Raw genomic sequence first — 24,626 nt, forward strand, 5'->3', positions numbered from 1 at the left:
CTTTCTCGCAAGAACGGCCAGTATGGCAAGAAATTTCTCTCTGTAACGTACGCACGCCCGTTTCAAACAGCCAAGTGAAGTCCGCCGAAACCCCATGAGGGTCGACAGTGACTCCGACTCTGGCCGGAAGCCGGGTGCGAGTGGACCGCTTGTGGGAGGCACGGGTCCACTGAAGTCAGAGCCCAGACATGCGCCGGGCCCTGGAGACCGATGAAGGTCCGCAGGGCCCGGCTCATGACATGGATGGGGAGGCGCGGGAAGCGCCGATTTCCCGGAGGCGGTGGCTACGGGATTGCCGGAGACGGTGTCCACTCCACCTTCAGGTGCCGCATCTGGCGCAGGACGATGCTCTGCCAGGTGCCGTGGTCCTGGTTGGGGACCATGCGCGGGTCTTCCAGTGCGTCCAGGAGGACGTTGGTGGTGATTTGCGCCTGGAGCCGGGCCAGGGGCGCGCCCAGGCAGAAGTGCGTGCCACGGCCGTAGGTGAGGTGCTGGGGCGGCTTCTCGCGGTCCACGTCGAGCTTGTTCGAGTGGGGGCAGAGCGACTCGTCCCGGCTGGCGGCGGCGTACAGCATGAGGAGCCGTGAGCCCTTGGGCAGTTGGACGCCGCCGACCTCCACGTCCTCCAGGGCGGTGCGAATCATCGCGTGCTGGACGGAGTCGTAGCGGCAGCCCTCCTCGATGAACTTCGGGACGAGCTCGCGGTTGTCCCGCAGGCGCTTCCAGAGGCCGTGCTCCAGGGCGAGCTTCCAGGTGTTGGACATCATCGCCGTGGTGGACTCGTGGCCGGCGGACAGCATGGACGCGCCAATGGCCATCACCAGCTCGTGCAGCGTGAGCGCCTCGCCGTCGGCCTCGATTTCCACCAGGTAGCTGATGAGGTCTTCCTGGGGTGCCTTGCGCCGCTCCTCGATGAGCTGGATGCAGTAGCGCTGGAACTCAATCACGCCGCGAGCCATCTCCGGCTGCTTCTCCGGCGGGACGTGCTCGAAGGTGAGCTGCTGCCAGTCCGCGCTCCAGCGTTTTATCTTCCAGACATCCTCCTGCGGCACGCCCATGACGCCGAGGATGACGTGGGCGGGCAGCGGATAGGCCAGCTGCTCCACCAGGTCCGCGTGACCTTCCTGCGCGAAGCGGCCCACCAGCTGGCGCGCCATCTTCTCGATGAAGGGCGCCATGCCGGAGATGCGCTGCGCGGTGAAGCCCCGGTTCATCAGCCGTCGCAGGCGGGTGTGCTCCGGCGGGTCCATGCCCAGCAGCACGTGGGCGATGGGAAAGCCCTGCGCGAGGATGCCCTTCGCCTCCTCCGTGAGGTGGGTGCCGCTCACCAGCATGTCCCGGTTGGAGAAGCGCGACGTGTCCTTGAGTACCTGGAGGACGTCGTCGTTCCGACTCACCAGCCACATGCCCAGCATGGGGCTGAAGCTGACCGGCTCTTCCTTGCGCAGCTTCTCGAAGAAGGGGTGGGGGTTGTCGACGTGCGGCCCCGCGAAGGGGTTGTACTGCGCCCCCAGGTGAGGGCATCGCGAGGCGGGGGCGTGGGCCGGAACACCGGTCTCTTCCTGCTTCTGAACCGTTACGGGCATGGCGTCACTCGTCAGTTCGAGCGCGGGCCCCCCCAGCTCACCGCTCGGACAAAGGATGGTTGAGGCATGGGGCACAGCCGGCTTCCGGAGCCCTGACTTGGAATACCGGGCGCGATGGGGGCTCCAGAATGACCGCCTATACCTCAATTTCCCGGGTTTATGCCAGTATGGTGCGATTTTTTTAGTGAAACTGGTCTCTTGTGACACCACGAAGGTTTAGTATTTATAGAATCCGCCTGATTCCGGAGGGTTGGCCGGACGCACGGACGTCGCATCGGCTTGGATTGTGAGAAATCCAGCAGGCACCAGGGGTACGGGGAGCGCGTCCTCGGAGAGGAAACAGCGCTCAACCCGGTTACAGGCGCGAGCTGGGCCCGGGGGGGCGGCGGGGCCCCGGAAAGGGGCCACCGCGAAGGTTGAAGCAGACGACGGAAAAGGCGGACCGGGTGCGCTCAGCCGCTCTTGCGGAGGTTGGCGCGGCGCTGCTGTTCCACCCAGGCGTGGGCCTCGGCCATCGTCTTGACGAACTCCGTCTTGAACTCCGACTTGCCCGTCAGGAACATGCCCAGCGAGATGACCTTGCCAAAGGTCTGCTGGACCATGTCCGCGCCGACGTAGACGCAGCCCTTGAACCACTCCGCCTTGCTGTTGTCGGACAGGTACCGGCGGGCTTCCGCCTGGAGCTGCGAGTTGCCGATATCGGCAATCATGTAATAGCCGCCGCTCTTGGCGACCTGGCCGTAGATTTCAACGGCCCGCTTCATGTCCTCCAGATTCAGCATGCCGCTGAACACGGCCACCACCAGGTCCGGGGCCTCGTGGCGAATCTGGTGGGCACCGAACTTCCATTCCTGTTGCTGCATGGGCGCTCCCTTGGGCTGACGACACAAGCATACCGCCCGTGGCAACAGGGAGCGAGAATCCAGTCTTCCCTCCCAAACCAGGACTTTCGGAGGGGGCCTGGGTCTGGAAGGAGACAGCGGGGGTGTCAGACTTCACACAGCCCGTGAAGTGAGACTCAGCCGGCCTTTCGCTGGGAGCGAGCGCGGTTCTGCTGGACCCAGGCGCGGGCGTCGTCGAGCGTCTTGACGAAGGTGGTCTCGAAGCTGGACTTGCCGGTGAAGAGCATGGCGAGGGAGATGGCCTTGCCGAAGGTCTGCTGGACGATGTCGGCGCCGACGTAGACGCAGCCCTTGAACCACTCGGAGCGGTTGTTCTCGGACAGGTAGCGGCGGCCGGCGGCCTCAATCTGGGAGCGGCCGATTTCCGCGAGGATGTAGTAGGGGCCGAGGACGGTGAAGACCTCCTTGTAGATTTCGGAGGTGCGCTTCACGTCGTCCATCGTGATGGGGCCCTCGAAGGTCGCCACCGCGATGTCTGGCGGCTCGATGCGAACCCGATGCGCGCCGTACTTCCACTCCCGAGCCTTCTCCACCATGTCATCCCCCACCCAGAGGTCCAGTCTGTCGGAAGGATAACGCCCGTTCCCGGGGTGAAGGCAAACGGACGCCCTGGGTTTGGTCCCTGGAGTTCCAGAGGGGCGTTTTTCTCCAAATGGGCACGAATTACCCGACGTGGGGCCTCCGAGGTGCTCGTGGGGGTGTTGGGGTGAGAACCGTGGGTCGTCGGAGTGGGTTGACGGTGGCGTGGAGGGTTGGAGACATGCCGGGCACCCATGGTCCGCTCGTTCTTCGTCGTGTTCGTGTTGGGTGTCGCGGTGCTGTCGGCGGGGTGCCGGCGGGGCGGCTCGGGCTCGGACGAAGGGCGTGAGGGGGCGGGGGCCACGCGGCTGGTGCTGAAGTACCAGCCGCTGTGGGGGCCACCGGAGCCCTTCCGGGAGTTGCTGGCGGGCTTCGAGCGGGACAACCCCGGGGTGACGCTCGTCACGGAGGCGCTGCCGAACTCCTCGGATTTGGCGCACCAGTTCTTCCTCACGTCGTTGGAGGGCGGGGCGAAGGACTTCGACGTGCTGGTGGCGGACGTGGTGTGGGTGCCGGAGTTCGCGCGCGCGGGGTGGATAGCGGACCTGTCCGCGGAGTTCCCGCCGGAGCGGCTGCGCGCGGAGTTCCTGCCGGGTCCGGTGGAGGCGGTGGTGGTGGAGGGGCGGACGTACGCGGTGCCCTGGTACCTGGACGTGGGCGTTCTGTACTACCGGACGGATTTGGTGCCCCGGGCGCCGCGCACGTACGCGGAGCTGGAGCGCTTCGCGCTGGACGCGAAGGCGAAGGTGCCGGGCATCCAGGGCTTCGTGTGGCAGGGCCGGCAGTATGAGGGGTTGAGTTGTAATGTCTTTGAAGCGCTGTGGGGGCACGGCGGGCACGCGATGGGGGAGTACGGGCGCGTGTTGTTGGAGACGGAGGCGGCGCGCGAGGCGCTCGCGTATCTGCGCGGGTTGCTGGTGAGTGGGGTGTCACCGGAGACGGTGATGGGGTTTGGGGAGGAGGAGGCGCGGCGCATCTTCCAGGAGGGGCGCGCGGTGTTCATGCGCAACTGGCCGTATGCGTGGAGCGAGGCGCAGAAGGAGGGCTCGCCCATTCGCGGCAAGGTGGGGATGGCGCCGTTGCCGACGGTGAGTGGCGAGCCGGGATTCGGGACGCTGGGTGGGTATCAGCTCGCGGTGAACGCGCACGTGTCGCCGGAGCGGCGGAAGCTGGCGGCGAAGCTCATCTCACACCTGACGTCGCCGGAGGCGAACCTGGTGCTGGCGGTGCATTACGCGCGCAATCCGCCCCGGGCGTCTGTGTATGACGATGCGAGGTTGAAGGAGAGCTCGCCGTTCATCGCGGGCCTGCGGGAGATGGCGGAGCGCGCGCGGCCGAGGCCGGTGACGCCGTACTACAACCTGATTTCAGATGTGTTGCAGAGCGAGTTCTCCGCGGCGGTGGCGGGACTGCGCTCGCCCGAGGCGTCGCTGAAGCGCGCGCAGAAGCAGGTGGACCATTTGATGGGGGAGGGGCGATGAGCGCGGGGGCATCGGGCGGACGGGTACGGGGCTTCGAGGAGGCGGCGCGATGACCTCCGAGGGGCGAGGGGCGCGTGCGAGGGGCTCGCTGGAGCGGGAGCGGAGGCAGGCGTACTGGTTGGTGGCGCCGGCGGTGCTGGTGCTCGCGGCGGTGGCGCTGTATCCGATTCTCGCTGCGGTGTGGCTGAGCCTGCACCGCTTCATCCTCGTCTTCGGTGAGCGGCGTTTCGTGGGGTTGGGGAACTACGCGTACCTGCTCGGGGACGCGAGGTTCTGGGCGGCGCTGGGGAACACGGCGTACTTCACGGGGGTGGCCGTGGGGGTGGAGCTGTTGCTCGCGGTGCCGCTGGCGCTGTTGCTGCAACGCGCGTTTCCGGGGCGAGGGTTGCTGCGCGCGGCGGTGCTGGTGCCGTGGGCGATTCCCACGGTGGTGAGCGCGAGGCTGTGGGCGTGGATGTTCAATCCGGACTACGGGCTCATCAACCGCCTGCTCCTGGGGAGTGACATCAACTGGCTGGGCGCGCCCGGGTATGCGCTGCACGCGGCCATCCTCGTGGACGTGTGGAAGACCACGCCCTTCGTGGCGCTGCTGGTGCTGGCGGGGCTGCAAGGCATTCCGGAGGACCTCTACAAGGCGGCGCGGGTGGACGGTGCGTCGTCGTGGCGGACGTTCCGCTCCATCACCTTGCCGCTGTTGAAGCCGGCGTTGCTGCTGGCGTTGCTGTTCCGCTCGTTGGATGCGTTCCGGGTATTCGACGCCATCTACGTGCTGACGGAGGGAGGGCCGGCGAACACGACGGAGACGCTGAGCATCTATGCGTACAAGACGCTGATGCGCTCGGGAGACTTCGGGTACGGGAGCACGCTGTCGGTGGCGACGTTCCTGTGCGTCGTCGTGCTGGCGGCGGTGTGGCTGCGATTGCTGGGGCGGCAGGAGGAGGCGCGATGAGACAACGCGCGGGCCTGGGGACGGCGCTGGCGGTGGTGGCGTTCCTCACGTTCTTCCTGGGGCCGTTCTTCTGGCAGGTGCTGACGAGCCTGTGGCCGGATGGCGAGCTGACAAGGCCGTGGCCTTCGCACCTGACACTGGAGAGCTACGTGAGCGTGCTGTGGGGGAGGCCATTCTTGCGAGTGGTGTTGAACTCGCTGGTGGTGGCTGCGCTGACGACGGTGTTCTGTCTGGTGATTGGCTCGGCGGCGGCGTTCGCCCTGGCGAAGCTGGAGTTTCGAGGCAAGGGGTTGCTGTTGAGCGCGGCGCTGGCGGTGAGCATGTTTCCGCCGATTGCCACGGTGAGCCCGCTGTATCTCATCCTGCGCGCCGTGGGCCTGAGGGACAGCCTGGTGGGACTGGCGTTGCCCTATGCGACGTTCGCGATGCCGTTGACGCTGTGGGTGCTGACGTCGTTCTTCCAGCAGCTCCCGGATGAGCTGTATCGGGCGGCGCGGGTGGATGGCTGCACGCCGTTCCAGGCGTTCCGCCGCGTGTTGTTGCCCCTGGCGGCGCCGGGGCTGGCGACCACGGCGATTCTGGTCTTCATCTTCGCGTGGAACGAGTTCCTGTTCGCGCTGACGTTCCTGACGACACCGGAGAAGAGAACGGTGCCCGTGGCCATCAGCCTGTTCGCCAGCGAGTACCGCGAGCCATGGGGCGAGATTGCCGCGGCGTCCGTGGTGGCCACGCTGCCCCTGGTGGTGCTCACCGTGCTGTTCCAGCGAAGAATTGTGTCGGGACTCACGGCGGGCGCGGTGAAGGAGTAGGTGGAGGCTCTCTCGTGACTGGTTGGCGGACTCCTTGCAGTCCGGTGAGGACCGAGGCTGGAGAGCCACATCCATGGAAAGACACACATACCGGGTCGCCCTGGGCGTCATCTTGTTCCCTGGCCTGTGCTGGGCAGAGGTGCTGGACAAGCAGCTGGCCCCCTGGGAGCCCGTTCCGGTCATTGCGACTGTCATGATGTCCGCGCTCTGTGCGCTGCTGGTGCTGTGGCGCCGAGACGGACTGTGGCGCGTGGCCTGTGCACTGTCGGTCCTCTGGGTCTTCGTCTGGCTCCAGAACGACTTCTTCAGCGCTGACGTCGGCCCGATGCTCCGGGCCGAACTCTCTTCGCCCGAAGCGCGGGCGTACCTTGTTCTCTTGCTCGTCGAGACACTGCTTCCCTTCATCGTGACGCTGGGGGGACTGATGCGACGGCGCCTGCTCCCACGGGTGGGCTTGAGCTTGTCAGCATGCAAGCCTCGCATGTGACGCCGCCAGGGGAACACTCGCGACGTCAGTCCACGATGAAGAGTCTGGCCCCTGTCTCTGTCGATGAGCGGTGGGCCCCGTCGTCGTCCGCGACCTGGTAGCTCATCATCGGCCCGAGCTCGAAACGCCGTCCGTCCTTCAGCTCCGTGAGCAGCGTTCCCTCGAGCACGAGGAGGATGTGGCCGCGGCTGCACCAGTGGTCCGCCACGTATCCGGGTGTGTACTCAACGAGCCGGACCCGGATGTCTCCCGCCTGGAGAGTCCGCCAGAGCGCCTTCCCAGAGACCCCCGGGTGCTCCGTTGGCTGGAGCGCGCTCCAGTCCGTCGTGCAGAAGGGAATGTTCGAGATCTTCAGGAACGGCTCCTTTCAGAAACAGGGCTCGTGCGGCAGGGGGGCGGCTGGGCCTTCACTCTACAAGGTGTTGGACGGACGGCTGCTGCCGAAAGGCGTTGAGCACCGGCCCACGGTGCAACCCCTGCAACACCGAGCAGCACTTGCACGGACCTCCTCGTGAAACAGTGCAAGACCTGCATCATCCCTACGTCACGGTGCCCCCAATCCCTTGGCACCTGAGTTGCTCTGCGTATCCCCGCTCCGCGATGACACAGGTCCGCACCCCGCGGCCCGCGTCACGGGGACACCGTCGGCGTGCCCTGCGCATATCACCGCGCTCCAGCACGTCGCAGCGACTCACTCACAAGGAATGGGCCCACTCATGCACTCGATGTGTTCACGACAGGCCGTGCGCAACCTGCTGTTCGCACTGCCACTCACCGCCCTCACTGTCGGCTGCGGCGGCGAGCCCCTGGAGCAGCCCACGGACACCGCACCCGTCGCCGGTGACGAGTCCCCGGCGCAGGTCGAGCAGGGCGTCGCCCTCGGCGGCACGTACTGGTGGGGCACCTCCACCAACGGCTTCACCTCCACCGCCATCGGCACCGCCACCAACCGCACCTGCTTCCTCTCTGGCGTCCAGGGCAACCTCGTGCCGCGCGTCACCGGTAGCTGGAGCGGAACCGGCACGTTCATCAGCGGCGGCAACTGGACCGTCTACGTCAACCAGAACAACAGCAAGGCGCTCTCCACGGGTATCCAGTGCCTCGCCACCGCCGCCAACCGGACGGCCGTGGTGTCCTGGTACCAGGGCTCCGCCGCGAAGCTCCTCGGCGCCGCCACCGCGCAGCGTCGCTGCTTCCTCACCTCCATCGAGGCCTCTGGTGGCTTCAACTCCAACTCGGACTATGTCCGCGTCTGGAGCGACGGCCTCAACTGGTACCTCGGCGGAAACCTCGCGGGCGATGGCGGCGGCAGCGCCGTGTGTGTCGACGTGCCCGAGAACCACGGTGGCTGGCTCTGGGTCGCCGGAGATCCAGGCGGCTTCACCGAGAACCTCGCCTACAACCCCGACAGCGTCGCCTGCCTCCTCTCCGGCATCGGCGGCCACTTCAACACCAGCAGCTACACGGACGGCGTGAGCATCGACTACAACGCCGGTACCCGCTTCTGGGAGATGACCGTCGTCAATGGCAAGCGCGGCTGGGGCAACTGCGTCAAGTAACCCCTGCCCACGACTCCAACCCACGCAACGCCCGGCATCCGGAGCTCACCGCCGATGCCGGGCGTCCTGCCCGCGACTACTTCGCGTCCAGCGCCGCCGCCCAGATGTCCTTCACTCCGCCGATATCGTCGAACACGCAGTGCCCCGCTCCCGCGATGACTTTCTCCACCAGCGGCACCTCGAACCTGCGGTACTCCGTCATGCTGGCCCGGATGTCCGGGAGATACTCATCCTGGTCGCTGTACAAATAGAACAGCTTCGTCGGTCCGCGCAGCTCGGGCCGAGTGCTGTCCCAGTCCAGCGCGCCACTCCACGGCGCCTCGCCGCCACACCCCAGCGCGTAGATGCCGCGATAGCGACTGCCGTACTTCGGCAGGAAGCTCGCAGTGAGGAACACCGAGCCCCCCGAAGACCCGCCGAACAGGATGGGCTCGTTGTTGAGGTCCCAGCGCTTGCGCAAGGTGTCGATGACCTCCGTCAGCGCCCGCGCATTGTCTCCCGCGACATCCCGGTCCGCGGCTGTCGCGGTGTCCGTACACGTCGTCAACGAGGGCTTCGTCCACCACGCGCACTTGTTCGGCGCGAGCGCTGACACATAGAGCGTGTCGTGGTCGAACGCCCACGGCGCCTGCAGGCGCGGCGCCGTGTTTCCCGTGTGCGCCCGAGCCCCGTCGCCATGCAGGTAGATGGCCAGGTTCAGCGGCACGGGGACGATGCCCGCGCGAGGCTCGACAATCTTCAGCTCGACGCCCGCCACCTGCGCGACACAGAACGTATACGTCTGGTTGGTGTCGTCCACCACCGTGCCCGTCCTGTCACACGGCAGCTTCCCCGTGCCGTGCGAACTGCCCGCATCCGTCCAAGGCCCAGGCCCCGCATCCGAGCCCGCATCCGTCCCGGCATCCGAGCCCGCATCCGTGTCATCCGGAACGCCCGCGTCCGCGCCGGCATCCGTCGGCGGAGAAGGGTCGGGGTCATCCGAGCATGCAGCGAGGGACAGCGAGAGCAGGGCGGCGATGAGGAGACGATGCATGGGGTGTCTCGATCGAAGAATGAGCAGGGGCCCACGCTACCGCGTCCACGTCAAAACGGCGCCCAGACCCGCCACTGTGTTACCCATGCCATGTTCGGACAACACTCAGCGCGCCCGTGATGTCGTGCTCGCCGCGGCCTGTTCCACCAGGAAGACGGTGGGCGTCGCGAGCAGGAGGGGCGAAGCGCGCGGCCACTGTGCGGCCAACCACAGGTCCACGGCGCTCGCGATGGTGCCTGGGGCTGATCCATGGATGTGCGGTTCCGCCGCGAGGCCATGGCGCGAAGGCGCCGCCGAGGACCTCGATGGGCCGCCCGCGCATTACAGCGTCGCCGGCCTCGAACCGTGAGGTGGTACCGGGAGGAACTCCGGGTGGGTGCGGGGTTCTTTCTCTCGAAGAAACCGCAACTGGGAACACCGGGTGCGCGATAACCCAGTCACGTCGTTGTTTTCCCTGGAGACCACACCCCATGGTTGCTCCGCTTCAGCGCTTTGTTCAGAACACCCTCCTGCGTCCCTTCAGGTCCGAAGAGCCGCGTCCGCCTCCGCCGCCGCCCCAGCCGACGGCGGGCCCTACGCCGAAGCCGGTGGACAGCTTCGAGCAGCCGAAGGCCGCGCGCCCCACGCCCTCTCCGAGCCCGGGCCCGTCCCCCACGCCGCCGCCCGCGCCCGCGGCGCCGCAGCCGCTGACGCCCATCTCCACGGACCCCACCAACCCGACGCCGGAAATGGTCGTCCGCCCCTCCAAGAACTTCAATGACAGGCCCGCGGGACAGGACATCGACTCCATCGTCCTGCACCACACCGCGGACCCCTCGGATGAGAGCAGCCTGGAGACGCTGACGGGCAAGCCCACGTCGGTCATGGGCTGGCTCGAATCCAAGTACAAGGACCTGACGGGCCGGGGCGACGTCAGCTCGCACTACCTGATTGGCAAGGACGGCACCATCTACCAGCTCGTCGGCGACGAGAAGCGCGCGTGGCATGCTGGAGAGGGCTCGCTGCCGGGCAAGCCGGGCGATGTGAATGATCGCTCGATTGGCATCGAAATCGTCAACGAGGGCGACGGCAAGGACGGCTACACCGAGGCCCAGTACAAGGCGCTCGAGCAGCTCGTGCCCTACCTGGCGAAGCGCTACGACGTGCCTGGGGACAACCTGGTCGGTCACAAGGACATCACCGACAAGAAGCAGGACCCCTCGCCCAACTTCGACTTCGACCGCATCCGCCGCGCCACCGAAGCGAAGAACTGACGCGCGACTTCGACGAAGTCACCTCGGGTCCGGGCGGAGTCTCCGCTCGGGCCCTTGGTGTTTCTGGAGGCGCGCGCGGCGGGCACTCTGTTAGGGCCCCTACGTTTCGCACTGCGAATCCGTTCGCCTGGTTGGTTTGATGTGGCTCCCAGAATTCTGGTGAGACCATTCCGTGGGCAGGCGAAGCCCACATGTCAGACATTGCGGGGTGCCTGGTTTTCACCGCGTGTCGCTGCGAGGCGTTGCTGCGCGTCCCTGCCAGTCTTTGCTCTGCATGCGGGCAGGCCTGTTGGTATCTAACGCCTGTTTCCGGATAGGACTCATTCAGCAACTATCCAGACCCTCAGGAGTGTCGGAGGAAATCGTTTTCTCATTCCTCCGATAATGAGGTGTCGGTTCTGACGAAAAGGGGATGTTCCATGGGCGGTCTGTCACCTACGGGTGGTGGTTCTGGAACTTCGAGCGCTGCAGCGGCCGAGGCCGCGCGTCGCGCCGAGGAAGCTCGGCAACGAGCAGAGGAAGCGCGCAAGGCCGCGGAGGCCGCGCGCAAAGCCGCCGAAGCCGCGCGCAAGGCCGCGGAGGAAGCACGCAAGGCCGCGGAGGCCGCACGCAGACAGCAGGCCGCCGCGCAGAAGGCCGCCGCCGACGCGCAGAAGAATGCGCAGAAGCCCGGGCAGAAACCGGAGGATGCCCAGAAGACGAAGACGGCCGCCGCCAACGCCGAGAAGGCGAAGCAGGCCGCCGCGCAGAAGGCCGCCGCCGCGGAGAAGCAACTCCAGGCCGCCGAGGAGAAGGTGGCCCTCACCGCGAAGAAGGCCGAGGAGGCCATGGGCAAGGCGAACACCGCCGCCACCCAGGAGAAGAAGACTCCTCCCTTCACCCAGAAGGACATCGACAGCGTCAAGCCGAAGAAGAACGAGCTTGTCTCCGCGTTCGAGGGCTCCAGTCGCACGGCCGAGCTGGAGAAGCTGCTCGGCACCACCGCTCCCCCGAAGGCGGAGGTCCCCGCGCCGAAGCCCGTGGACGGGTCGCCCGCCTCGCTCGACGCGGTGGATGCGAAGGACGTCCAGGACGCCTCCAAGCTGGCGGACGGACAGAAGTTCACCGACCCGTCCTCGGGCGCGAACTACGACGTGAAGAAGAACGCGTCCACCGGCGAGACGGTGCTGTCCGACGCGAAGAGCGGCAACACCGTCACCATCAAGCCCGATGGCAGCTACACGTCCACGGTGACGGCGAAGGAGTCACCGAAGGAAGGTGGCACGAGCGAGACGACGTGGACGAGGTCGTCGGATGCGCAGGGCAAGACCACCAGCCTGGAGTCGCGCAAGAGCCAGACGACGCAGAGCCCGGAGACGGGCGCCACCACCACCACGTCCACCACGAAGTACAACCCCGCTACGGCACTGCCCCAGTCGCGCTCCGAAGAGGTGCGCATGGAGAAGCCCTCGGCGGCGCTGGTGGGACGGCCCAACACGCCCCAGGGCCCGACGACGGTCACGACGGACACGGAGTTCAACGCGCAGGGCCTGCCCGCCAAGCAGGTGAAGAAGACGGAGATCCACACTCCGGGCTTCGACGCGAACGCCGTCAGTGACTTCGAGGCGAAGCAGGGCAAGGCCCTGAACGACGCCTCCAAGGGCGAGGACCACCACGACACGAACCGGGACCCCACCACCCTCAAGCCCGGCGAGTCCAGCCTCACGCTGACGGAGGAGACGCGCTTCAACGCGCAGGGCGAGCCCGCCACCTCCACGCAGAAGACGGAGTCGGTGTCCACGCAGCCGCTCGCGTCGGACAAGAACGGCAACGGCGTGCAGGTGGCGCGCAGCCAGCAGGAGGTCACCTACGGGCCCAAGGACGCCGCGTCCACCGACTCGCTGCCCGCCCTCACCAAGCAGACGCAGGGCAACATCACCAGCAACACCACCGTGACGGGGTATGACCCGGACGGCAGCCGCTTCGACGACGGCTACGCGAACCGGACGCAGACGGTGTTGAACTCCTCCGGCACCGTGGGCCCCGACGGCCAGCTCCAGATGAAGCACGAGCCCACGCAGGTGAAGAGCCTCCAGGAGGCGGACGACAACCGGTGGAAGTACGACCACGTCGAGTTCGAGACGGGCGCCGACGGCAAGGTGGCGTCGGGCGCGAAGCCCAAGGAACTCGACAAGGAGCGCCAGCTCCCCTGGTACCAGGACGCGAAGGACTTCGTCACCGAGGGGCTCGGGGACCTGGCGGGCGCGGCGGGAGACTTCGCCAAGGACGCGCTGGGCTTCGCCAAGGACGCGGTGCTCAAGCCGATTGATTACGTCATCGACCAGGTGACCGCGCCCATCGAAGGCGCGGTGGCGGACGAAATCAAGAAGCTCAACAGCCCGGGCGACACGCTGACGTTGAGCGGCAACCTCGACGTCAAGGTGGGCCTGAAGGCCGGCATCGAAGGCGAGGTCGAGGTCGAGAAGACGGCCGACGGGAAGTACCAGCTGTCGGCGGAGGTGACGGGTGATGTTGGCGTGGGCCTGGTGGGCTCGGCGTCGGTGTCGGCCGGTGGCCGCATGGAGATGACGTTCGACACGCCGGAGGAGGCGGCCAAGGCGGCCGTCATCCTGGGCAAGGGGCCCGCGGCGCTGGCCTCCGGTGGAGAGGACCACAAGTTCCTCCTCGACCACCTGTCGGCGATGGAAGTGAACATGGGCGCGGAGGCGGAGGCGGGCCTCGGCGGGAAGCTGGGTCCGGCCAGCGCGGAGCTGTCGGCCAGCATCGGCGCGACGGCGAGCTTCCGGGTGGAGTTCGAGAACGGCAAGCCCACGCATCTGGTGCGGTCGCTCGAAATCGAGGGCTCCGGCGCGGCGAGCATCGCCGGAGGACTCAAGGGTGACGCGGGGCTCAACATCGGCGGAGAAGTCACCGGCTCCGTGAGCCTGGAGACGAAGATTCCGCTGGATGCCAGCAAGCTGGACGCCAAGGACGTGCTGGCGTTCATCGCGAGCCCCGCCACCGCGGCGTTCGCGGGGCCCGCGGAGACGAGCATCTCCGTGTCGGGCTCGGTGGACGCGGGGCCCGAGGGGAAGTTCTTCACCGCGGAGATCAGCGGGCTGAAGGGTGAGCAGCTCCAGCAGGTGACGAAGAACCTGATGGACGGCAAGTTCGACAACGCCTTCGACGGCCTGGACCTGGAGGCGAAGTTCACCTCGGGCTCGTTCAAGGACCGCGAGCTGGGCGTGGGCGCGAAGCTGGGCGTGGTGGACTTCGAGGTCAACGCCCGCCACCGCGACGTCACGGCCGAGGGCGCCAACGGCGGCGCGGGCACCACCGTCAGCGTCGGCGGACGCAGGCGCGACGGGACGTCGGGGAGCAACGGCTCCAACGGGTCGAACGGTACGAATGGCTCGGATGGCACCAACGGCTCGACGGGCAATACCGGCACCACGGGCGGAACGGACCGACCGGGCACGACGACGACGGGCACGAACAATCGACCCGGCACGACGACGCCGGGCACCGACACCCGGCCCGGCACGACGGGTGGACCCGAGCAGACCGGGCGGCCTCCCCAGAACACGGTGGAGAATCGTCCCGCGCCCACCGAGTACCGGGTGAACCCCGCGACGGGACAGCTCATCCCCGTGCCCCCGACGGCAGGCCCGTCGCGCACGGACCGGCCGGGCGCCACGACGCCCGCGCAGACGCCCGAGGTGGGAACGGACAACACGGGACGCCCCCCCGTGCCCGTGGTGCGCAACCCCGAGCTCCAGGGCCGCACGACGCACGTGCGCTACGACGACGGCAGGGTGCGCATCGAGGCGGGCCCGGAAGCGACGGCCGAGGACATCCAGGCGCACATGGAGACGGCGCGGGTGCTCCAGCGCTACGAGGGCGCGGTGGGCAAGGCGCGCCAGCTCATCGATAAGGTGAAGCAGGCCATCACCGGCATGCCGGGCTACGGCAGCCAGGGCTTCGAGTCACGGCTCGAGGTGCAGAAGCTCTCCAACATCCTCCGGAGCCTGGAGGCCGCGCAGGCGACGCTCAATCAGGGCATCGCGGGTGCCACGGGCAATCAGACGCCGACCACGGCCGCGCAGCTCGCGGACATGGAGCGGCAGATTGCCAGCGTGGAGAGCCAGCTCAACGCGCATGCGGCGCAGGTGGACTCCCTGACGACCGGCCGTGGATACGTGGCGCGCGAGGATGCGCCCACGTCCGCGAACGGGCGCCCGCTGCCGGAGGGCGTGCAGCAGGCGGTGAACACGGCCTGGAACAACCTGGGCCCCGAGGACCGCAGGACGTTGCAGACCGTGCTCGACAGCCAGGGGTTCGCCGGCCTCCAGGGCAACGAGCAGGAGGCGCTGGTGCGCCTGGCGGGAGGAAACAATCCGCAGCTGTCGCAGCCCATGCGGCAGTCGCTCTTCAACAACGTCAATCGTGGCTACCTGGACCCCAACGAGCAGAACGCCACGGAGCAGACCGACTATCTGCGGAGGTTCCTGTCGAGCCCCACGGGCGGTGACCGCGCCGGTGTTCCCCGACAGGTGCCCACCGTCCCGGAGCAGGGTGAACCTCGGCCTCTGGAGAACCCGACGAAGCTCCTCGGTACGCGGCCGTCGGGCACCACTGACCACCGCGTCACCGTGGGTGGGCGCGACTACATCGTGACCATGCCGCCCCCCAATCAGGTGCCTGCGGGAATGCACCTGCCCACCCTGGAGGAGGTCGCCCGGGGAATCGAAGCGCTGCCGCCCTGGGCTCGGGAAAACCTCAAGAATGTGACGGTGAGCAACCAGCCGCACAAGGATGACGCGAAGAACGCCCGGGCCACCGGCAATCCCAACTTCCGCGCGTACATGACCGCTGACCAGAATGGGCAGGTGTCCATCCATCCCGTGCCCGACAAGCGCACGCAGGACCAGGTGAATGGAACCCTCGTCCACGAGCTGGCTCACACCATCTCCAAGAAAGAGTGGGGGGGGCCGAGCAGTCAGCAGTGGCAGGACTGGGCCGCCGCCGCCGAGCGCGACGTGGTGATTCCGTCCAACTACGCCACGGACTCCGCCGAGGAGGACTTCTCCGAGACGGTCAAGCTCTACGAGCAGGTCCGCGGCACGCCCCACGAGGAGGAGATTCGGGCCCTGATGCCGGAGCGGTTCCGGCTCCTCGACCAGTACTTCCCCAAGGTGACGGGCGAGACGCGCTGAGCGCGAGGCCCTGGCTCCAGGCCGGCACGTGGAGAACTCACGCGCCGGCCGCCGCCACCTCCTGCCACAGACTGTCCCCTTCGAGCACCGTGTTCAGCGGTGCTCGCTTCTGGGCGACATGCAGCAGCACGGCGGCCAGCTGGTCCAGGTGGATGGGCCGCAGCCCGCCCAGCAGCGGCAGCTTCGAGAGCGTGCGCAGCAGCGCGGGCGGGCGGTGGTACTCGCCCTCGAACGCGGGCGGGCGCACCACCGTCCAGGGGATGCCGCTCTCGCGCACCAGCCGCTCCGCTTCCGCCTTCGCCTTCAAGTAGGCCCCCACCGGCCGGCCCGCGCCCACCGAGCTGAGCAGGACAAGGTGGTCCACCCCCGTGCGCTTCGCCGCCTCCACGAGCTGCCGCGTGGTGCCGATGTCGCTCGACTCATACGTGTCCCCCGACGCGAAGCGCTTGCGCATCGTGCCGATGAGCTGGAGCACCGTGGTGCTCCCCTTCATCGCCTCGGCCAGCGGCTCGCCGCTCGCCAGTTCGACGACGGCCTTGCGCGGCCAGCTCCGCGCCGGCTCGGTGTCCGCGCTCTTGGGGCGCACGTGTGCAATCAACGGCACGTCGCGCGCCAGGGCCTGCTTCACCACGTTGCGCCCCGTGGCGCCCGTGGCTCCGGCGACGAAGAGAAGGCGGGATGGCTGCGTCATGGCGGCGGCTCCAGCGGCGGGAAGGGGTGGCCCCTCTTCAGCACACTGTCGCGAGGCTGCCCAGTCCGCCCACGAAGCGACGCCGCCTATCGGACGTGTCGCGCTTGCTCAGCGCCGCGCCTGCCCGGAGTCACCCACCTCGCGTGCGTGTGTCAGGTCCTCCAGGAAGAAGGCCTCCATCTGCTTCGCGGCGTCCAGGTCCTCCAGCACCAGCGAGCCCTCCTCCAGCACATTGAAGGACAGCGGGTCGTAGTTGATGGAGCCCACCAGGACGAGCCGGTCATCCACGAGCATCGTCTTCGCGTGCATCATCGACGGCTGGTATTCCCAGACGCGCACGCCCGCCTCCAACAGCGAGGAGTACGTCGCGCGCTGCGCCACGGTGATGATTTCCTGGTCGTTGAGGTCCCCCGGCGCCAGCACGCGCACGTCCACTCCCGCGCGCGCCCGCTCCTGCAAGAGCTCCGACAGCGGCCCGTTCGGCGTGAAGTACGACTGGGCAATCCACAGCCGCTTCGTCGCCGCGCGCACCATCAACTGCGTCAGCCGCTCCGCTCGCGTCACCTCGGGGTTCGCGGTGCTGCCCACGAAGGCCGCCCAGCCCGCGCCCGCGTCGTCGAGCCCGGGCACCGGCTGCGCCAGTGTGGGGAAGTCGCTCACGGGCAACAGCTCTCCCGTCGTCTCCTGCCAGTTCTCCGCGAACGCTTGCTGCATCTGCTCCACCACCGGGCCCACCACGCGCGCGTTCGTGTCGCGCCACTCCTCCTCACGCAGGCCCTCGCCCAGCCACTCGTCCTGAATCGCCAACCCGCCCGTGACGCCGACGCGGCCATCCACCACCAAGAGCTTGCGGTGGTTGCGCGCCAGGTTCTCGTCCGCGGGCAGCGGTCGGAACAGGTGCGCCCGGCAGCCCGCCGCCTCCAGGCGTGGCTTCACGTCCGTCTCGAAGCCCGCGCTGCCCAAGGGGTCCACCATCACCCGACACGCCACCCCCGCGCGCGCCCGCTCGGCCATGGCCGCCACCATCCGGTCCGACGCACGCCCCGGTCGCCAGATGAACATCACCAGGTGCACGGAGGAGCGCGCCTTGCGAATCTCCTCCTCCATCACGTCGAACACGGCGCCGTTGTTGGCCCACGTCAGCCGGTTGCCCGGCGCCATGCGCACACCCACCGTCTGATACAGCGCCACCGCGAAGTCCGGCCCGTGCGAGCCCACCTCACCCGTGAGCTGGAACGGCTTCGGTCGCTCCTCCGTGCACGCGACGGGGCACCCCGTCAGCACCCACGCCGCCACCACCCAGGCCACCCACCCGCGCATGCGCCTTCGAGATAGGCACGCGCACTCCCTGGGTCATCCCCGAGGACGAGACAGATGTTCACCAGTGGATGTTTCAGTTCCCGCGAATTCGGCAACCTGCCGGATGCGGAGCGCGGTGTCCTGTGTCTAGCATCCGCCCGCCTTGGACACCCGCGAGCCTCTCGTCTTCCCCCAGAGCTTTGAAGGCCTCATCCGCGCGCTGGGAGACCAGCTCGATGAGCGCTGCGTCGGCCGGCTCAAGCAGGTGGGCATCGACACGAACGGACGGCTCGCCCCCGCCTATCCGCTGGAGGTGTGGCTGGGCGCGCTGAAGGTGGCCGCGGACACGCTGGCGCCGCAGATGCCGCTGGAAGAGGGCGCCGTCGTCGTGGGCCGCCGCTTCGTCGAGGGCTTCGGCTCCACGCTCATCGGCAGCGCGCTGCTCACCACCGTGCGCCTGTTGGGGCCTGAACGGATGCTGGCGCGGATGACGCGCAACCTGCGCACGGGCACCAACTACCTGGAGGCGTCGCTGGAGCCTCGGGGGCCCGGGCGCTACGCGCTCACCTGCCGGCCCGTGGTGGTGGCGGGCTTCTATGTGGGCCTCTTCCTCGCGGGACTCGAGGCCAGCGGCGCTCGTCACCCCTCCGTACAGGTCGTTCGTCGGGAGGGCGAGGAGGCGGTGTACGACATCGCCTGGAGCTGACCACGGGCCGGCCGGTCGTGGTAGTCAGCGGGCGTCCATGTCCACGCCCTCGTCGTCCTCGCCCTCCGCTCAGTTCTCCGACACCCAGACCCAGTTGTCCGCCACGTTGCGGTCCCTGGCCGCGCGGCTGCCCGAGTCGCTCACCGTGCGCGAGCTGATGCAGTCGTGTGGCGAGCAGGGCCTGCTGCTCTTCTGCTGCATCCTCACGTTCCCCTTCCTCCTGCCCGTGTCCGTCCCGGGCGTCTCCACCGTGTTCGGCGCGCTCATCGTCCTCATCGGCGTGGGCGTGACGTTCAACCGCGTGCCCTGGCTGCCGCGCAAGCTGATGGACAGGAAGCTCGCGCGCGCGTCGCTCCAGCCCGCGCTGGAGAAGGGCGCCGACGTGTTCACCAAGGTGGACCGCTTGAGCAAGCCGCGGTTGCTCGCGCTCACCCACGGCGCCAGCACCAACCGCTTCAACGGCTTCATGCTGTTCGTCGCCGGCGTGCTGCTGATGGCGCCGTTCGGCCTCGTGCCGTTCAGCAACACCCTGCCCGCGCTGGCCGCGCTGTTCTTCGCCATCGGCATTCTTCAGCGTGACGGTTACGCCATCCTGGCGGGCCACGGCATGACGTTGGGCACCATCGGCTACTTCGGAGCCCTCATCTTCGGCGCCATCCAGGGCGGCCGGGGCCTGGCGAGCCTCATCGGCCGCTGAACATTCCGGCAGGCGGGCCCTCCTACCCCGGAGGGCAGTAGGAAAGGCGCCCGGTGCCGGGTGTGTAACAACCCGTGTATCACCCGGGTGAAAGCAACCCCCCGGATAACCTGAATCTTCGTTATCATGCCGGCGGGCGGCCCCCCGCACATGCGTTCAATCCCACTGGATGCGACACAGCCTCGGCTCGAGGACCCGGCGCGCCGTCTCTTCGACGGCGAGGTCGTCGGGGGGCGCTACCGGATTGCCGACTTCCTGGGGCGGGGCGGGGCGGGCACGGTGTGGCGCGCGCAGGACTTGCTGAACGGCCCGGTCGCCATCAAGCGGCTGCACAAGACGGTGGAAGACCTGGTGAAGCCGCCCGTGGGCGAGAACACCCCGTCCTCCGCCGCGCGCCATGAGCTGGCGCTGTCGCTGGCCCACGAGTTCCAGACGCTGGCGTCGGTGAGACATCCCCACGTCATCAGCGTGCTCGACTACGGCTTCGACGCCGAGCACCGGCCGTACCTGGCCATGGACCTGCTGGAGGATGCGCGGCACCTGGTGCAGGCGGGCGTGAATCAGCCGCTCGACGTGCAGGTGGACCTGCTGGTGCAGACGCTCCAGGCGCTCGCGTACCTGCACCGCCGAGGCATCATCCACCGCGACCTCAAGCCCGCCAACGTGCTGGTGGCGCGTGGGCAGGTGAAGGTGCTCGACTTCGGGCTCGCCGTGGGACGCGAGCAGGTGCACCGCGCGCAGCCGGGCGGCACGCCAGGCTATCTGGCGCCGGAGCTGTTCGAGGACCAGCCTCCCTCGGAGGTGACGGACCTCTTCAGCGTGGGCGCCATGGCGTGCCAGATGATTTTCGGACGGCTGCCCTTCGACGGGAAGGCCCCGCCGGCGCCCCCGGACTTCCCGGAGGCGCTGCACGAGGTGCTGGAGCGCCTGGTCTCCAAGGACTCGCGGCGGCGGCCTCGCAGCGCGGACGAGGTGATTGCTGCGCTGTGCGCGGCCACCCATCGCCCGGTGCCCGCGGAGTCCGTCACCACGCGCGAGAGCTTCCTGCAGGCCGCGCGCTACGTGGGCCGCGCGCGCGAGCTGTCGCTGTTGTCCTCCGTGCTGGACGCGGCGCTGCTGGGGCATGGCGGCGGGCTGCTGGTGGGTGGAGAGAGCGGGGTGGGCAAGTCGCGCCTGCTCGACGAGCTGCGGCCCCTGGCGCTGGTGCGCGGCGCGGTGGTGTTGCGCGGCCAGGCGGTGGCGGCGGGCGGCAGTCCGTATCAGGAGTGGCGCCCGGTGCTGCGCTGGCTGTCCATCCTCACGCCGTTGGATGACCGCGAGGCCAGCATCCTCAAGCCGCTGGTGCCGGACCTGGAGCTCATCCTGGGGCGCGCCGTGCCGGACCCCGCGGAGCTGGGCGCGGAGATGGCGCAGGCGCGCCTGCTGCAAGTGGTGGAGGACATCTTCTCCCGGCTGACGCAGCCCACGGTGGTGCTCCTGGAGGATTTGCACTGGGCCCACGGGGAGTCGCTGCTGTTGCTGTCTCGGCTCGCCGCTCGCGCCACGGGGTTGCCGTTGCTGCTCCTGGGCAGCTTCCGCGACGACGAGGCGCCCACGCTGCCCACGCAGCTTCCAGGCCTGGACGTGCTGCGGCTGCCCCGGCTGGACGCGGGCGAAATCGCCGTCCTCAGCGAGTCGATGATTGGCCCGGCCGGTGGGCGGCCGCACCTGGTGGAGCTGTTGCGCCGCGAGACGGAGGGCAACCCGTTCTTCCTGGTGGAGGTGGCGAGAGCGCTGGCGGAGGAGGCGGGCGGGTTGGACCGGCTGGGCGACATGCCGCTGCCGGAGCGCGTCTTCGCGGGCGGCGTGCGACGGCTGGTGCGGCGGCGCCTGGAGAAGGTGTCCGCCAGCTCGCGGGACCTGCTGCGCGTGGCCGCCATCGTCGGGCGACAGGTGGACGTGGCGCTCTTGAGGCACGCGGCGCCCGGCGTGGATGTGGAGCGCTGGCTGTCGTACTGCGCGGCGGCGGCGGTGCTGGACGTGGCGGACGGACACTGGCGCTTCGCGCACGACAAGCTGCGCGAGGGCGTGCTGGAGGAGTTGGCCGCGGCGGAGCGCCCGCTGTTGCACCGCCGGGTGGCGGAGGCGATGGAGGCGGCGCACCGCGATGGCTCGGAGCGGACGGCGGCGCTCTGCTACCACTGGGGCGAGGCGGGCGACTCGACGCGCGAGGCCGAGTACGCGCAGCGCGCCGGTGAAGAGGCCCTGCGGGTGGGTGCCTGTCGCGAGGCGCTGCCCTTCCTCGCGCGTGCGCTGGAGCGGGTGCCCGCGCGCGACGCGCTGCACCTGGGCCACCTGGAGGCGCTGCTGGCCGAGGCGCGCTTCCAGTTGGGCGAGCTGGCCGCGTTCCGGGGACACGCGGAGCGGGCGCTGCGGCACTTCGGCTGGCCGGTGCCCACCACGCGCATGGGCTGGGCCCTGGGCACGCTGGTGCAGGTGGGCCTGCGGCTGGCGCAGAGCGCGCGGCCGGACGCGTACGACGTGGAGACGGAGGAGCGGCGGCGGGTGCGTCGCGTCGCTGGCCGCTTGTTGATGCGGCTGACCGACGCGTTCATCTACGGGCAGGAGGCGCTGCCCGTGCTCTGGGCGGGCCTGCGCATGCTCAACCTGTGCGAGCCCGCCGGCGCGTCGTCGGAGCTGGCGCGCGGCTACACCAACATGGCGGTGGTGGCGGGCACGGTGCCGGTGCGTCCGGTGGCGGAGGCGTGGGTGGGGCGGGCGCGCGAGGTGGCCGAGCGCATGGGCAACCCCGCGGACCTGGCCTACGTGCTGTGTCGCAACGCCGTGTACTCGACGTACATGGCGCGGTGGGCGGAGGCGGAGGCGTGGCTGGAGCGGGCCATCGGCATCGTCGACTCGGTGGGTGACCTGCGGCTCGCGGAGGAGTGCCGCGCGCTCCTCACGGTGGTGTCCTGCTACCAGGGGAAGTTCCACAAGGGCCTGCCGCTGATGGACTGGCTGGAGCACTCGGCGCGGCGGCGCGGGGCGCTCCAGACGCAGCACTGGGCGCTGCACTACCAGGGGTACATCCATCTGCGCCTGGGGGAGCACGCGCGCTCTCGCGCGGCCCTGGAGCAGACGGTGGTCTGGACGGAGGCGCAGGGCGGCCTCACCGACCGCATCATCCTGGATGGCTCGCTGGCGCTCCTGCGGCTGCGCGAGGGAGACCTGGCCGGCGCGCGGGTGGCGGCGGAGAAGGCCCTGGCGAAGCTGGTGGCCGGAAAGTCGGTGGCGCACTTCATCTACTTCCCCGTCACGGCGGTGGCGGAGGTGCTGCTCACGCTCTGGGAACTCGAGGGGGGCCGCGACGTGTCGCTGCTGGAGAACGCGCGGGCGGCGTGCCGCGCGGTGGAGAGCTTCGCCAAGGTGTTCCTCTTCGCGCAGCCCGCGGCGAAGCTGTGGCGCGGGTTGGAGGCGTGGCTGTCGGGTGACGCGCCTCGCGCGTACGAGGCGTGGCGCGAGTGTGTCGCCATGTCGACGGCGAAGGAGACGGCGTACGAGGAGGCTCGCGCGCGGTTCGAGCTGGCGCGGCACCTGCCGCCCGAGGACCCGGCGAGACGTCCGCACCTGACACGCGCACTGGAGCGCTTCGAACACATGGGCGCGCAGGACGACCTGGCCCGGGCGAGGGTGCTACAAAGTCCGGGTGCGTAGCGGATTGGAAGCAGGGGACGTCGCGTTGCTGGCCTGCCCGGCCTGCGCCGGGACACTGGTGTTCCACGGCCAGCAGGAGGAAGGCCGCCTGTCGTGGGGCTGGCTGCGCTGCGGAGGGTGCGGTGAGGCGTGGCCGGTGAAGCGCGGACTCGCGCGGCTGTATCGCGAGGAGTCGGTGCGCGGCACGGACCGGCTGATGCGCGTCATCTACGACGGGCTGCCGGCGCTGCATGACCCGCTGACGAAGGTGCTGACGCCGCTGCTCCAGTCCGTCACCGAGTCGAAGATGCGCGCGGGCTACATCCGGCGCCTGGAGCTGGGCGCCTTGCCCCCCTCGTCGGACGATGGAGCGCCCCTTCGCATCCTGGAGGTGGGCGTGGGCGCCGGAGCGAACCTGCCGCTCATCCGTCGCGAGCTGGGCGCGGGACAGGAGGTCCAGGTCTGGGGCGTGGACCTGAGCGAGGGGATGCTGGGCCGCTGCCAGCATCGGCTGCGCAAGGGGAGCTACCCGGGCGTGCGGTTGATGATGGCGGACGGGCACTCGCTGCCGTTTCCCTCGGGCATGTTCGACCGGGTGCTGAGCGTGGGAGGAATTGGCGGCTATCGAGACCCGGCCGCGGGACTGCGAGAGCTGGCGCGCGTGGCGAAGCCGGGCACGCCGGTGGTGGTGGTGGACGAGCAGCTGGACGCGGCCCACCGACCCTCGCTCCTCCAGCGCGCCGCGTTCCGAGCGATAACGTTCTACACGCGCGACGCGCACTGTCCCCGGGAGCTCTTGCCCTCCCGCGCGACGGACGTGCTGGAGGAACAGGTGTCGCCGTTCTTCTACTGCCTGCGCTTCCGGATGCCGAAGCTCGCGGTGGTTCCCGTCACGGGTTGAGCACCAGGTCCAACAGACGCAGCGTCATGCCGCCGGTGAAGTCGATGGTGGCGCCGTTGAACCAGCCCGCCTCGTCACCGGTGAGCACGCCGACGAAGTTCGCCACCTCCTCCACCGTGCACATGCGTCCCGCGGGATTCATGCGCGCGTGGGCCGCCTCCAGTCGCACCAGGGCCTCGGGTGAGTACACGTGTTTCAGCGCGGGCGTGAGCACCGTGCCGAACTTGAGCAGGTTCACCCGGTGCCCCTTGCCGCCCAGCTCCATCGCCAGATAACGCACGTACATCTCCAGCGCCGCCTTCGACGCGCTGATGAGCGCCGTGTTCGACAGGTGCGTCTCGTCCAGCGAGTTCTGCAACCCCAGGAGCCGCGCGTCCGGCGCAAGCATGTCCTCGGCCACCAGCGCCTGCGCCCAGTACACGAACGAGTGCGCCATCGTGTCGAACGTCCTGCGCATGCGCCGCGCGTGGAGCCGGTCCTCGCCCTCCGACAGGAACCGCCCCACCGATGCGCCTGCAATCGAGTGGACGAAGAGCTTCACCGAGCGCGGCCCCGCCACCTCGCGCAAGGCCTGCACACCCGCCTCCGCCGCCTCGGGCGTGGACGCGTCCGCCTGCCACAGCAGCGCGCGTCGTCCGGCCTCCTTCACCTGACGTTCCACCAGCGCCGCGTTGTCCACGTAGCGGCCCCGGTGGACTCCAAACACATCCAGCCCCGGCTTGCGCGCCACCGCGTTGGCAATCGCCGCGCCGGTGCCCGAAGAGGCCCCCAGGATGAGCGCCCATGGTCGCTCTCCCTTGCCTCTCTCCTCCTCCGAGTCGCTCATC

At 68.8% G+C, this 24,626-nt stretch carries 19 protein-coding genes; 11 read left to right on the top strand and 8 right to left on the bottom strand.

The annotated features are described in order from the left end of the window. Positions 1 to 284: 284 nt before the first annotated feature. The 3 genes from HUA74_RS35885 to HUA74_RS35895 form a co-directional block, all read right to left on the bottom strand. Positions 285 to 1,586: a cytochrome P450 gene (locus HUA74_RS35885; protein WP_174458178.1), complete on the bottom strand. Its 1,302-nt coding sequence runs from the start codon at positions 1,584 to 1,586 to the stop codon at positions 285 to 287. A 452-nt stretch (positions 1,587 to 2,038) separates the two neighbouring features. Further along, positions 2,039 to 2,449 carry an STAS/SEC14 domain-containing protein gene (locus HUA74_RS35890; RefSeq protein ID WP_141642806.1) on the bottom strand — a complete coding sequence of 137 codons (411 nt, stop codon included), beginning with the start codon at positions 2,447 to 2,449 and terminating at the stop codon, positions 2,039 to 2,041. Between the two features lie 155 nt (positions 2,450 to 2,604). Next, positions 2,605 to 3,024, bottom strand: a complete 420-nt coding sequence (locus HUA74_RS35895) for an STAS/SEC14 domain-containing protein (protein ID WP_141642807.1) — start codon at positions 3,022 to 3,024, stop codon at positions 2,605 to 2,607. Between the two features lie 237 nt (positions 3,025 to 3,261). On the opposite strand from HUA74_RS35895, the gene HUA74_RS35900 reads away from it, so the two are divergent. The 4 genes from HUA74_RS35900 (at position 3,262) to HUA74_RS35915 (ending at position 6,793) form a co-directional block, all read left to right on the top strand. Further along, positions 3,262 to 4,548: an ABC transporter substrate-binding protein gene (locus HUA74_RS35900; protein ID WP_174458179.1), complete on the top strand. Its 1,287-nt coding sequence runs from the start codon at positions 3,262 to 3,264 to the stop codon at positions 4,546 to 4,548. Positions 4,549 to 4,597: 49 nt separating this feature from the next. Beyond that, a complete protein-coding gene (locus HUA74_RS35905; RefSeq protein ID WP_141645859.1) occupies positions 4,598 to 5,497 on the top strand; it encodes a carbohydrate ABC transporter permease in 900 nt (299 codons plus the stop codon). Next, positions 5,494 to 6,306: a carbohydrate ABC transporter permease gene (locus HUA74_RS35910; protein ID WP_174458180.1), complete on the top strand. Its 813-nt coding sequence runs from the start codon at positions 5,494 to 5,496 to the stop codon at positions 6,304 to 6,306. The genes HUA74_RS35905 and HUA74_RS35910 overlap by 4 nt, the downstream gene beginning before the upstream one ends. A 73-nt stretch (positions 6,307 to 6,379) precedes the next feature. Beyond that, positions 6,380 to 6,793, top strand: coding sequence for a hypothetical protein (locus HUA74_RS35915; protein WP_174458181.1), 414 nt, complete (start codon positions 6,380 to 6,382; stop codon positions 6,791 to 6,793). A gap of 25 nt (positions 6,794 to 6,818) precedes the next feature. Here the strand turns inward: HUA74_RS35915 and HUA74_RS35920 are convergent, their stop codons facing one another. Beyond that, a complete protein-coding gene (locus HUA74_RS35920) occupies positions 6,819 to 7,148 on the bottom strand; it encodes a DHCW motif cupin fold protein (RefSeq protein ID WP_174458262.1) in 330 nt (109 codons plus the stop codon). 361 nt (positions 7,149 to 7,509) lie between these two features. Here HUA74_RS35920 and HUA74_RS35925 point away from each other — a divergent pair, with 361 nt between their 5' ends. Continuing rightward, positions 7,510 to 8,352 (top strand): hypothetical protein, encoded by an 843-nt coding sequence (locus HUA74_RS35925; protein ID WP_254625411.1) that lies wholly within the window; start codon positions 7,510 to 7,512, stop codon positions 8,350 to 8,352. 76 nt (positions 8,353 to 8,428) lie between these two features. Here HUA74_RS35925 and HUA74_RS35930 read toward each other — a convergent pair whose 3' ends face one another. Next, complete coding sequence (locus HUA74_RS35930) at positions 8,429 to 9,385, bottom strand: hypothetical protein (RefSeq protein ID WP_174458138.1); 957 nt, start codon at positions 9,383 to 9,385, stop codon at positions 8,429 to 8,431. Between the two features lie 470 nt (positions 9,386 to 9,855). On the opposite strand from HUA74_RS35930, the gene HUA74_RS35935 reads away from it, so the two are divergent. Both HUA74_RS35935 and HUA74_RS35940 read left to right on the top strand, forming a co-directional pair. Next, positions 9,856 to 10,638, top strand: coding sequence for an N-acetylmuramoyl-L-alanine amidase (locus HUA74_RS35935; protein WP_174458182.1), 783 nt, complete (start codon positions 9,856 to 9,858; stop codon positions 10,636 to 10,638). 419 nt (positions 10,639 to 11,057) lie between these two features. Then, positions 11,058 to 15,833: a hypothetical protein gene (locus tag HUA74_RS35940; protein ID WP_174458183.1), complete on the top strand. Its 4,776-nt coding sequence runs from the start codon at positions 11,058 to 11,060 to the stop codon at positions 15,831 to 15,833. Between the two features lie 37 nt (positions 15,834 to 15,870). On the opposite strand, the gene HUA74_RS35945 is transcribed toward HUA74_RS35940, so the two are convergent. Both HUA74_RS35945 and HUA74_RS35950 read right to left on the bottom strand, forming a co-directional pair. Further along, positions 15,871 to 16,524 carry an SDR family oxidoreductase gene (locus HUA74_RS35945; RefSeq protein WP_174458184.1) on the bottom strand — a complete coding sequence of 218 codons (654 nt, stop codon included), beginning with the start codon at positions 16,522 to 16,524 and terminating at the stop codon, positions 15,871 to 15,873. A 108-nt stretch (positions 16,525 to 16,632) separates the two neighbouring features. Beyond that, positions 16,633 to 17,844, bottom strand: a complete 1,212-nt coding sequence (locus tag HUA74_RS35950; protein ID WP_217442073.1) for a phosphatidylserine/phosphatidylglycerophosphate/cardiolipin synthase family protein — start codon at positions 17,842 to 17,844, stop codon at positions 16,633 to 16,635. A 142-nt stretch (positions 17,845 to 17,986) separates the two neighbouring features. On the opposite strand from HUA74_RS35950, the gene HUA74_RS35955 reads away from it, so the two are divergent. The 4 genes from HUA74_RS35955 (at position 17,987) to HUA74_RS35970 (ending at position 23,799) form a co-directional block, all read left to right on the top strand. Further along, on the top strand, positions 17,987 to 18,529 hold the full coding sequence (locus HUA74_RS35955) for a DUF2378 family protein (RefSeq protein WP_141645851.1): 543 nt from the start codon (positions 17,987 to 17,989) through the stop codon (positions 18,527 to 18,529). Positions 18,530 to 18,566: 37 nt separating this feature from the next. Beyond that, positions 18,567 to 19,226, top strand: a complete 660-nt coding sequence (locus HUA74_RS35960; protein WP_141645850.1) for an exopolysaccharide biosynthesis protein — start codon at positions 18,567 to 18,569, stop codon at positions 19,224 to 19,226. A 150-nt stretch (positions 19,227 to 19,376) separates the two neighbouring features. Further along, the gene (locus tag HUA74_RS35965) at positions 19,377 to 22,919 is read left to right on the top strand and encodes a serine/threonine-protein kinase (RefSeq protein ID WP_174458185.1); all 3,543 of its coding nucleotides are present in this window, start codon (positions 19,377 to 19,379) and stop codon (positions 22,917 to 22,919) included. After that, entirely contained in the window at positions 22,912 to 23,799 is an 888-nt protein-coding gene (locus HUA74_RS35970) for a methyltransferase domain-containing protein (protein ID WP_371745644.1), read from the top strand. Before HUA74_RS35965 ends, HUA74_RS35970 begins: the two co-directional genes overlap by 8 nt. Here HUA74_RS35970 and HUA74_RS35975 read toward each other — a convergent pair. Further along, the gene (locus HUA74_RS35975; RefSeq protein WP_141645848.1) at positions 23,789 to 24,625 is read right to left on the bottom strand and encodes an SDR family oxidoreductase; all 837 of its coding nucleotides are present in this window, start codon (positions 24,623 to 24,625) and stop codon (positions 23,789 to 23,791) included. The two genes, HUA74_RS35970 and HUA74_RS35975, sit on opposite strands and share 11 nt — an antisense overlap. Position 24,626: the final 1 nt, after the last annotated feature.

The sequence above is a fragment of the Myxococcus sp. CA051A genome, from assembly GCF_013336705.1.
Lineage (GTDB): Bacteria > Myxococcota > Myxococcia > Myxococcales > Myxococcaceae > Myxococcus > Myxococcus llanfairpwllgwyngyllgogerychwyrndrobwllllantysiliogogogochensis.

Excerpts from the sequence above, each read along its gene's own strand:
- HUA74_RS35925 (WP_254625411.1), top strand. The coding sequence starts at position 7,510 with ATGCACTCGATGTGTTCACGACAGGCCGTGCGCAACCTGCTGTTCGCA.
- HUA74_RS35940 (WP_174458183.1), top strand. The coding sequence starts at position 11,058 with ATGGGCGGTCTGTCACCTACGGGTGGTGGTTCTGGAACTTCGAGCGCT.
- HUA74_RS35965 (WP_174458185.1), top strand. The coding sequence starts at position 19,377 with ATGCGTTCAATCCCACTGGATGCGACACAGCCTCGGCTCGAGGACCCG.
- HUA74_RS35910 (WP_174458180.1), top strand. The coding sequence starts at position 5,494 with ATGAGACAACGCGCGGGCCTGGGGACGGCGCTGGCGGTGGTGGCGTTC.
- HUA74_RS35930 (WP_174458138.1), bottom strand. The coding sequence starts at position 9,385 with ATGCATCGTCTCCTCATCGCCGCCCTGCTCTCGCTGTCCCTCGCTGCA.
- HUA74_RS35885 (WP_174458178.1), bottom strand. The coding sequence starts at position 1,586 with ATGCCCGTAACGGTTCAGAAGCAGGAAGAGACCGGTGTTCCGGCCCAC.
- HUA74_RS35975 (WP_141645848.1), bottom strand. The coding sequence starts at position 24,625 with ATGAGCGACTCGGAGGAGGAGAGAGGCAAGGGAGAGCGACCATGGGCG.
- HUA74_RS35960 (WP_141645850.1), top strand. The coding sequence starts at position 18,567 with ATGTCCACGCCCTCGTCGTCCTCGCCCTCCGCTCAGTTCTCCGACACC.
- HUA74_RS35900 (WP_174458179.1), top strand. The coding sequence starts at position 3,262 with ATGGTCCGCTCGTTCTTCGTCGTGTTCGTGTTGGGTGTCGCGGTGCTG.
- HUA74_RS35935 (WP_174458182.1), top strand. The coding sequence starts at position 9,856 with ATGGTTGCTCCGCTTCAGCGCTTTGTTCAGAACACCCTCCTGCGTCCC.
- HUA74_RS35905 (WP_141645859.1), top strand. The coding sequence starts at position 4,598 with ATGACCTCCGAGGGGCGAGGGGCGCGTGCGAGGGGCTCGCTGGAGCGG.
- HUA74_RS35895 (WP_141642807.1), bottom strand. The coding sequence starts at position 3,024 with ATGGTGGAGAAGGCTCGGGAGTGGAAGTACGGCGCGCATCGGGTTCGC.
- HUA74_RS35945 (WP_174458184.1), bottom strand. The coding sequence starts at position 16,524 with ATGACGCAGCCATCCCGCCTTCTCTTCGTCGCCGGAGCCACGGGCGCC.
- HUA74_RS35950 (WP_217442073.1), bottom strand. The coding sequence starts at position 17,844 with ATGCGCGGGTGGGTGGCCTGGGTGGTGGCGGCGTGGGTGCTGACGGGG.
- HUA74_RS35890 (WP_141642806.1), bottom strand. The coding sequence starts at position 2,449 with ATGCAGCAACAGGAATGGAAGTTCGGTGCCCACCAGATTCGCCACGAG.
- HUA74_RS35915 (WP_174458181.1), top strand. The coding sequence starts at position 6,380 with ATGGAAAGACACACATACCGGGTCGCCCTGGGCGTCATCTTGTTCCCT.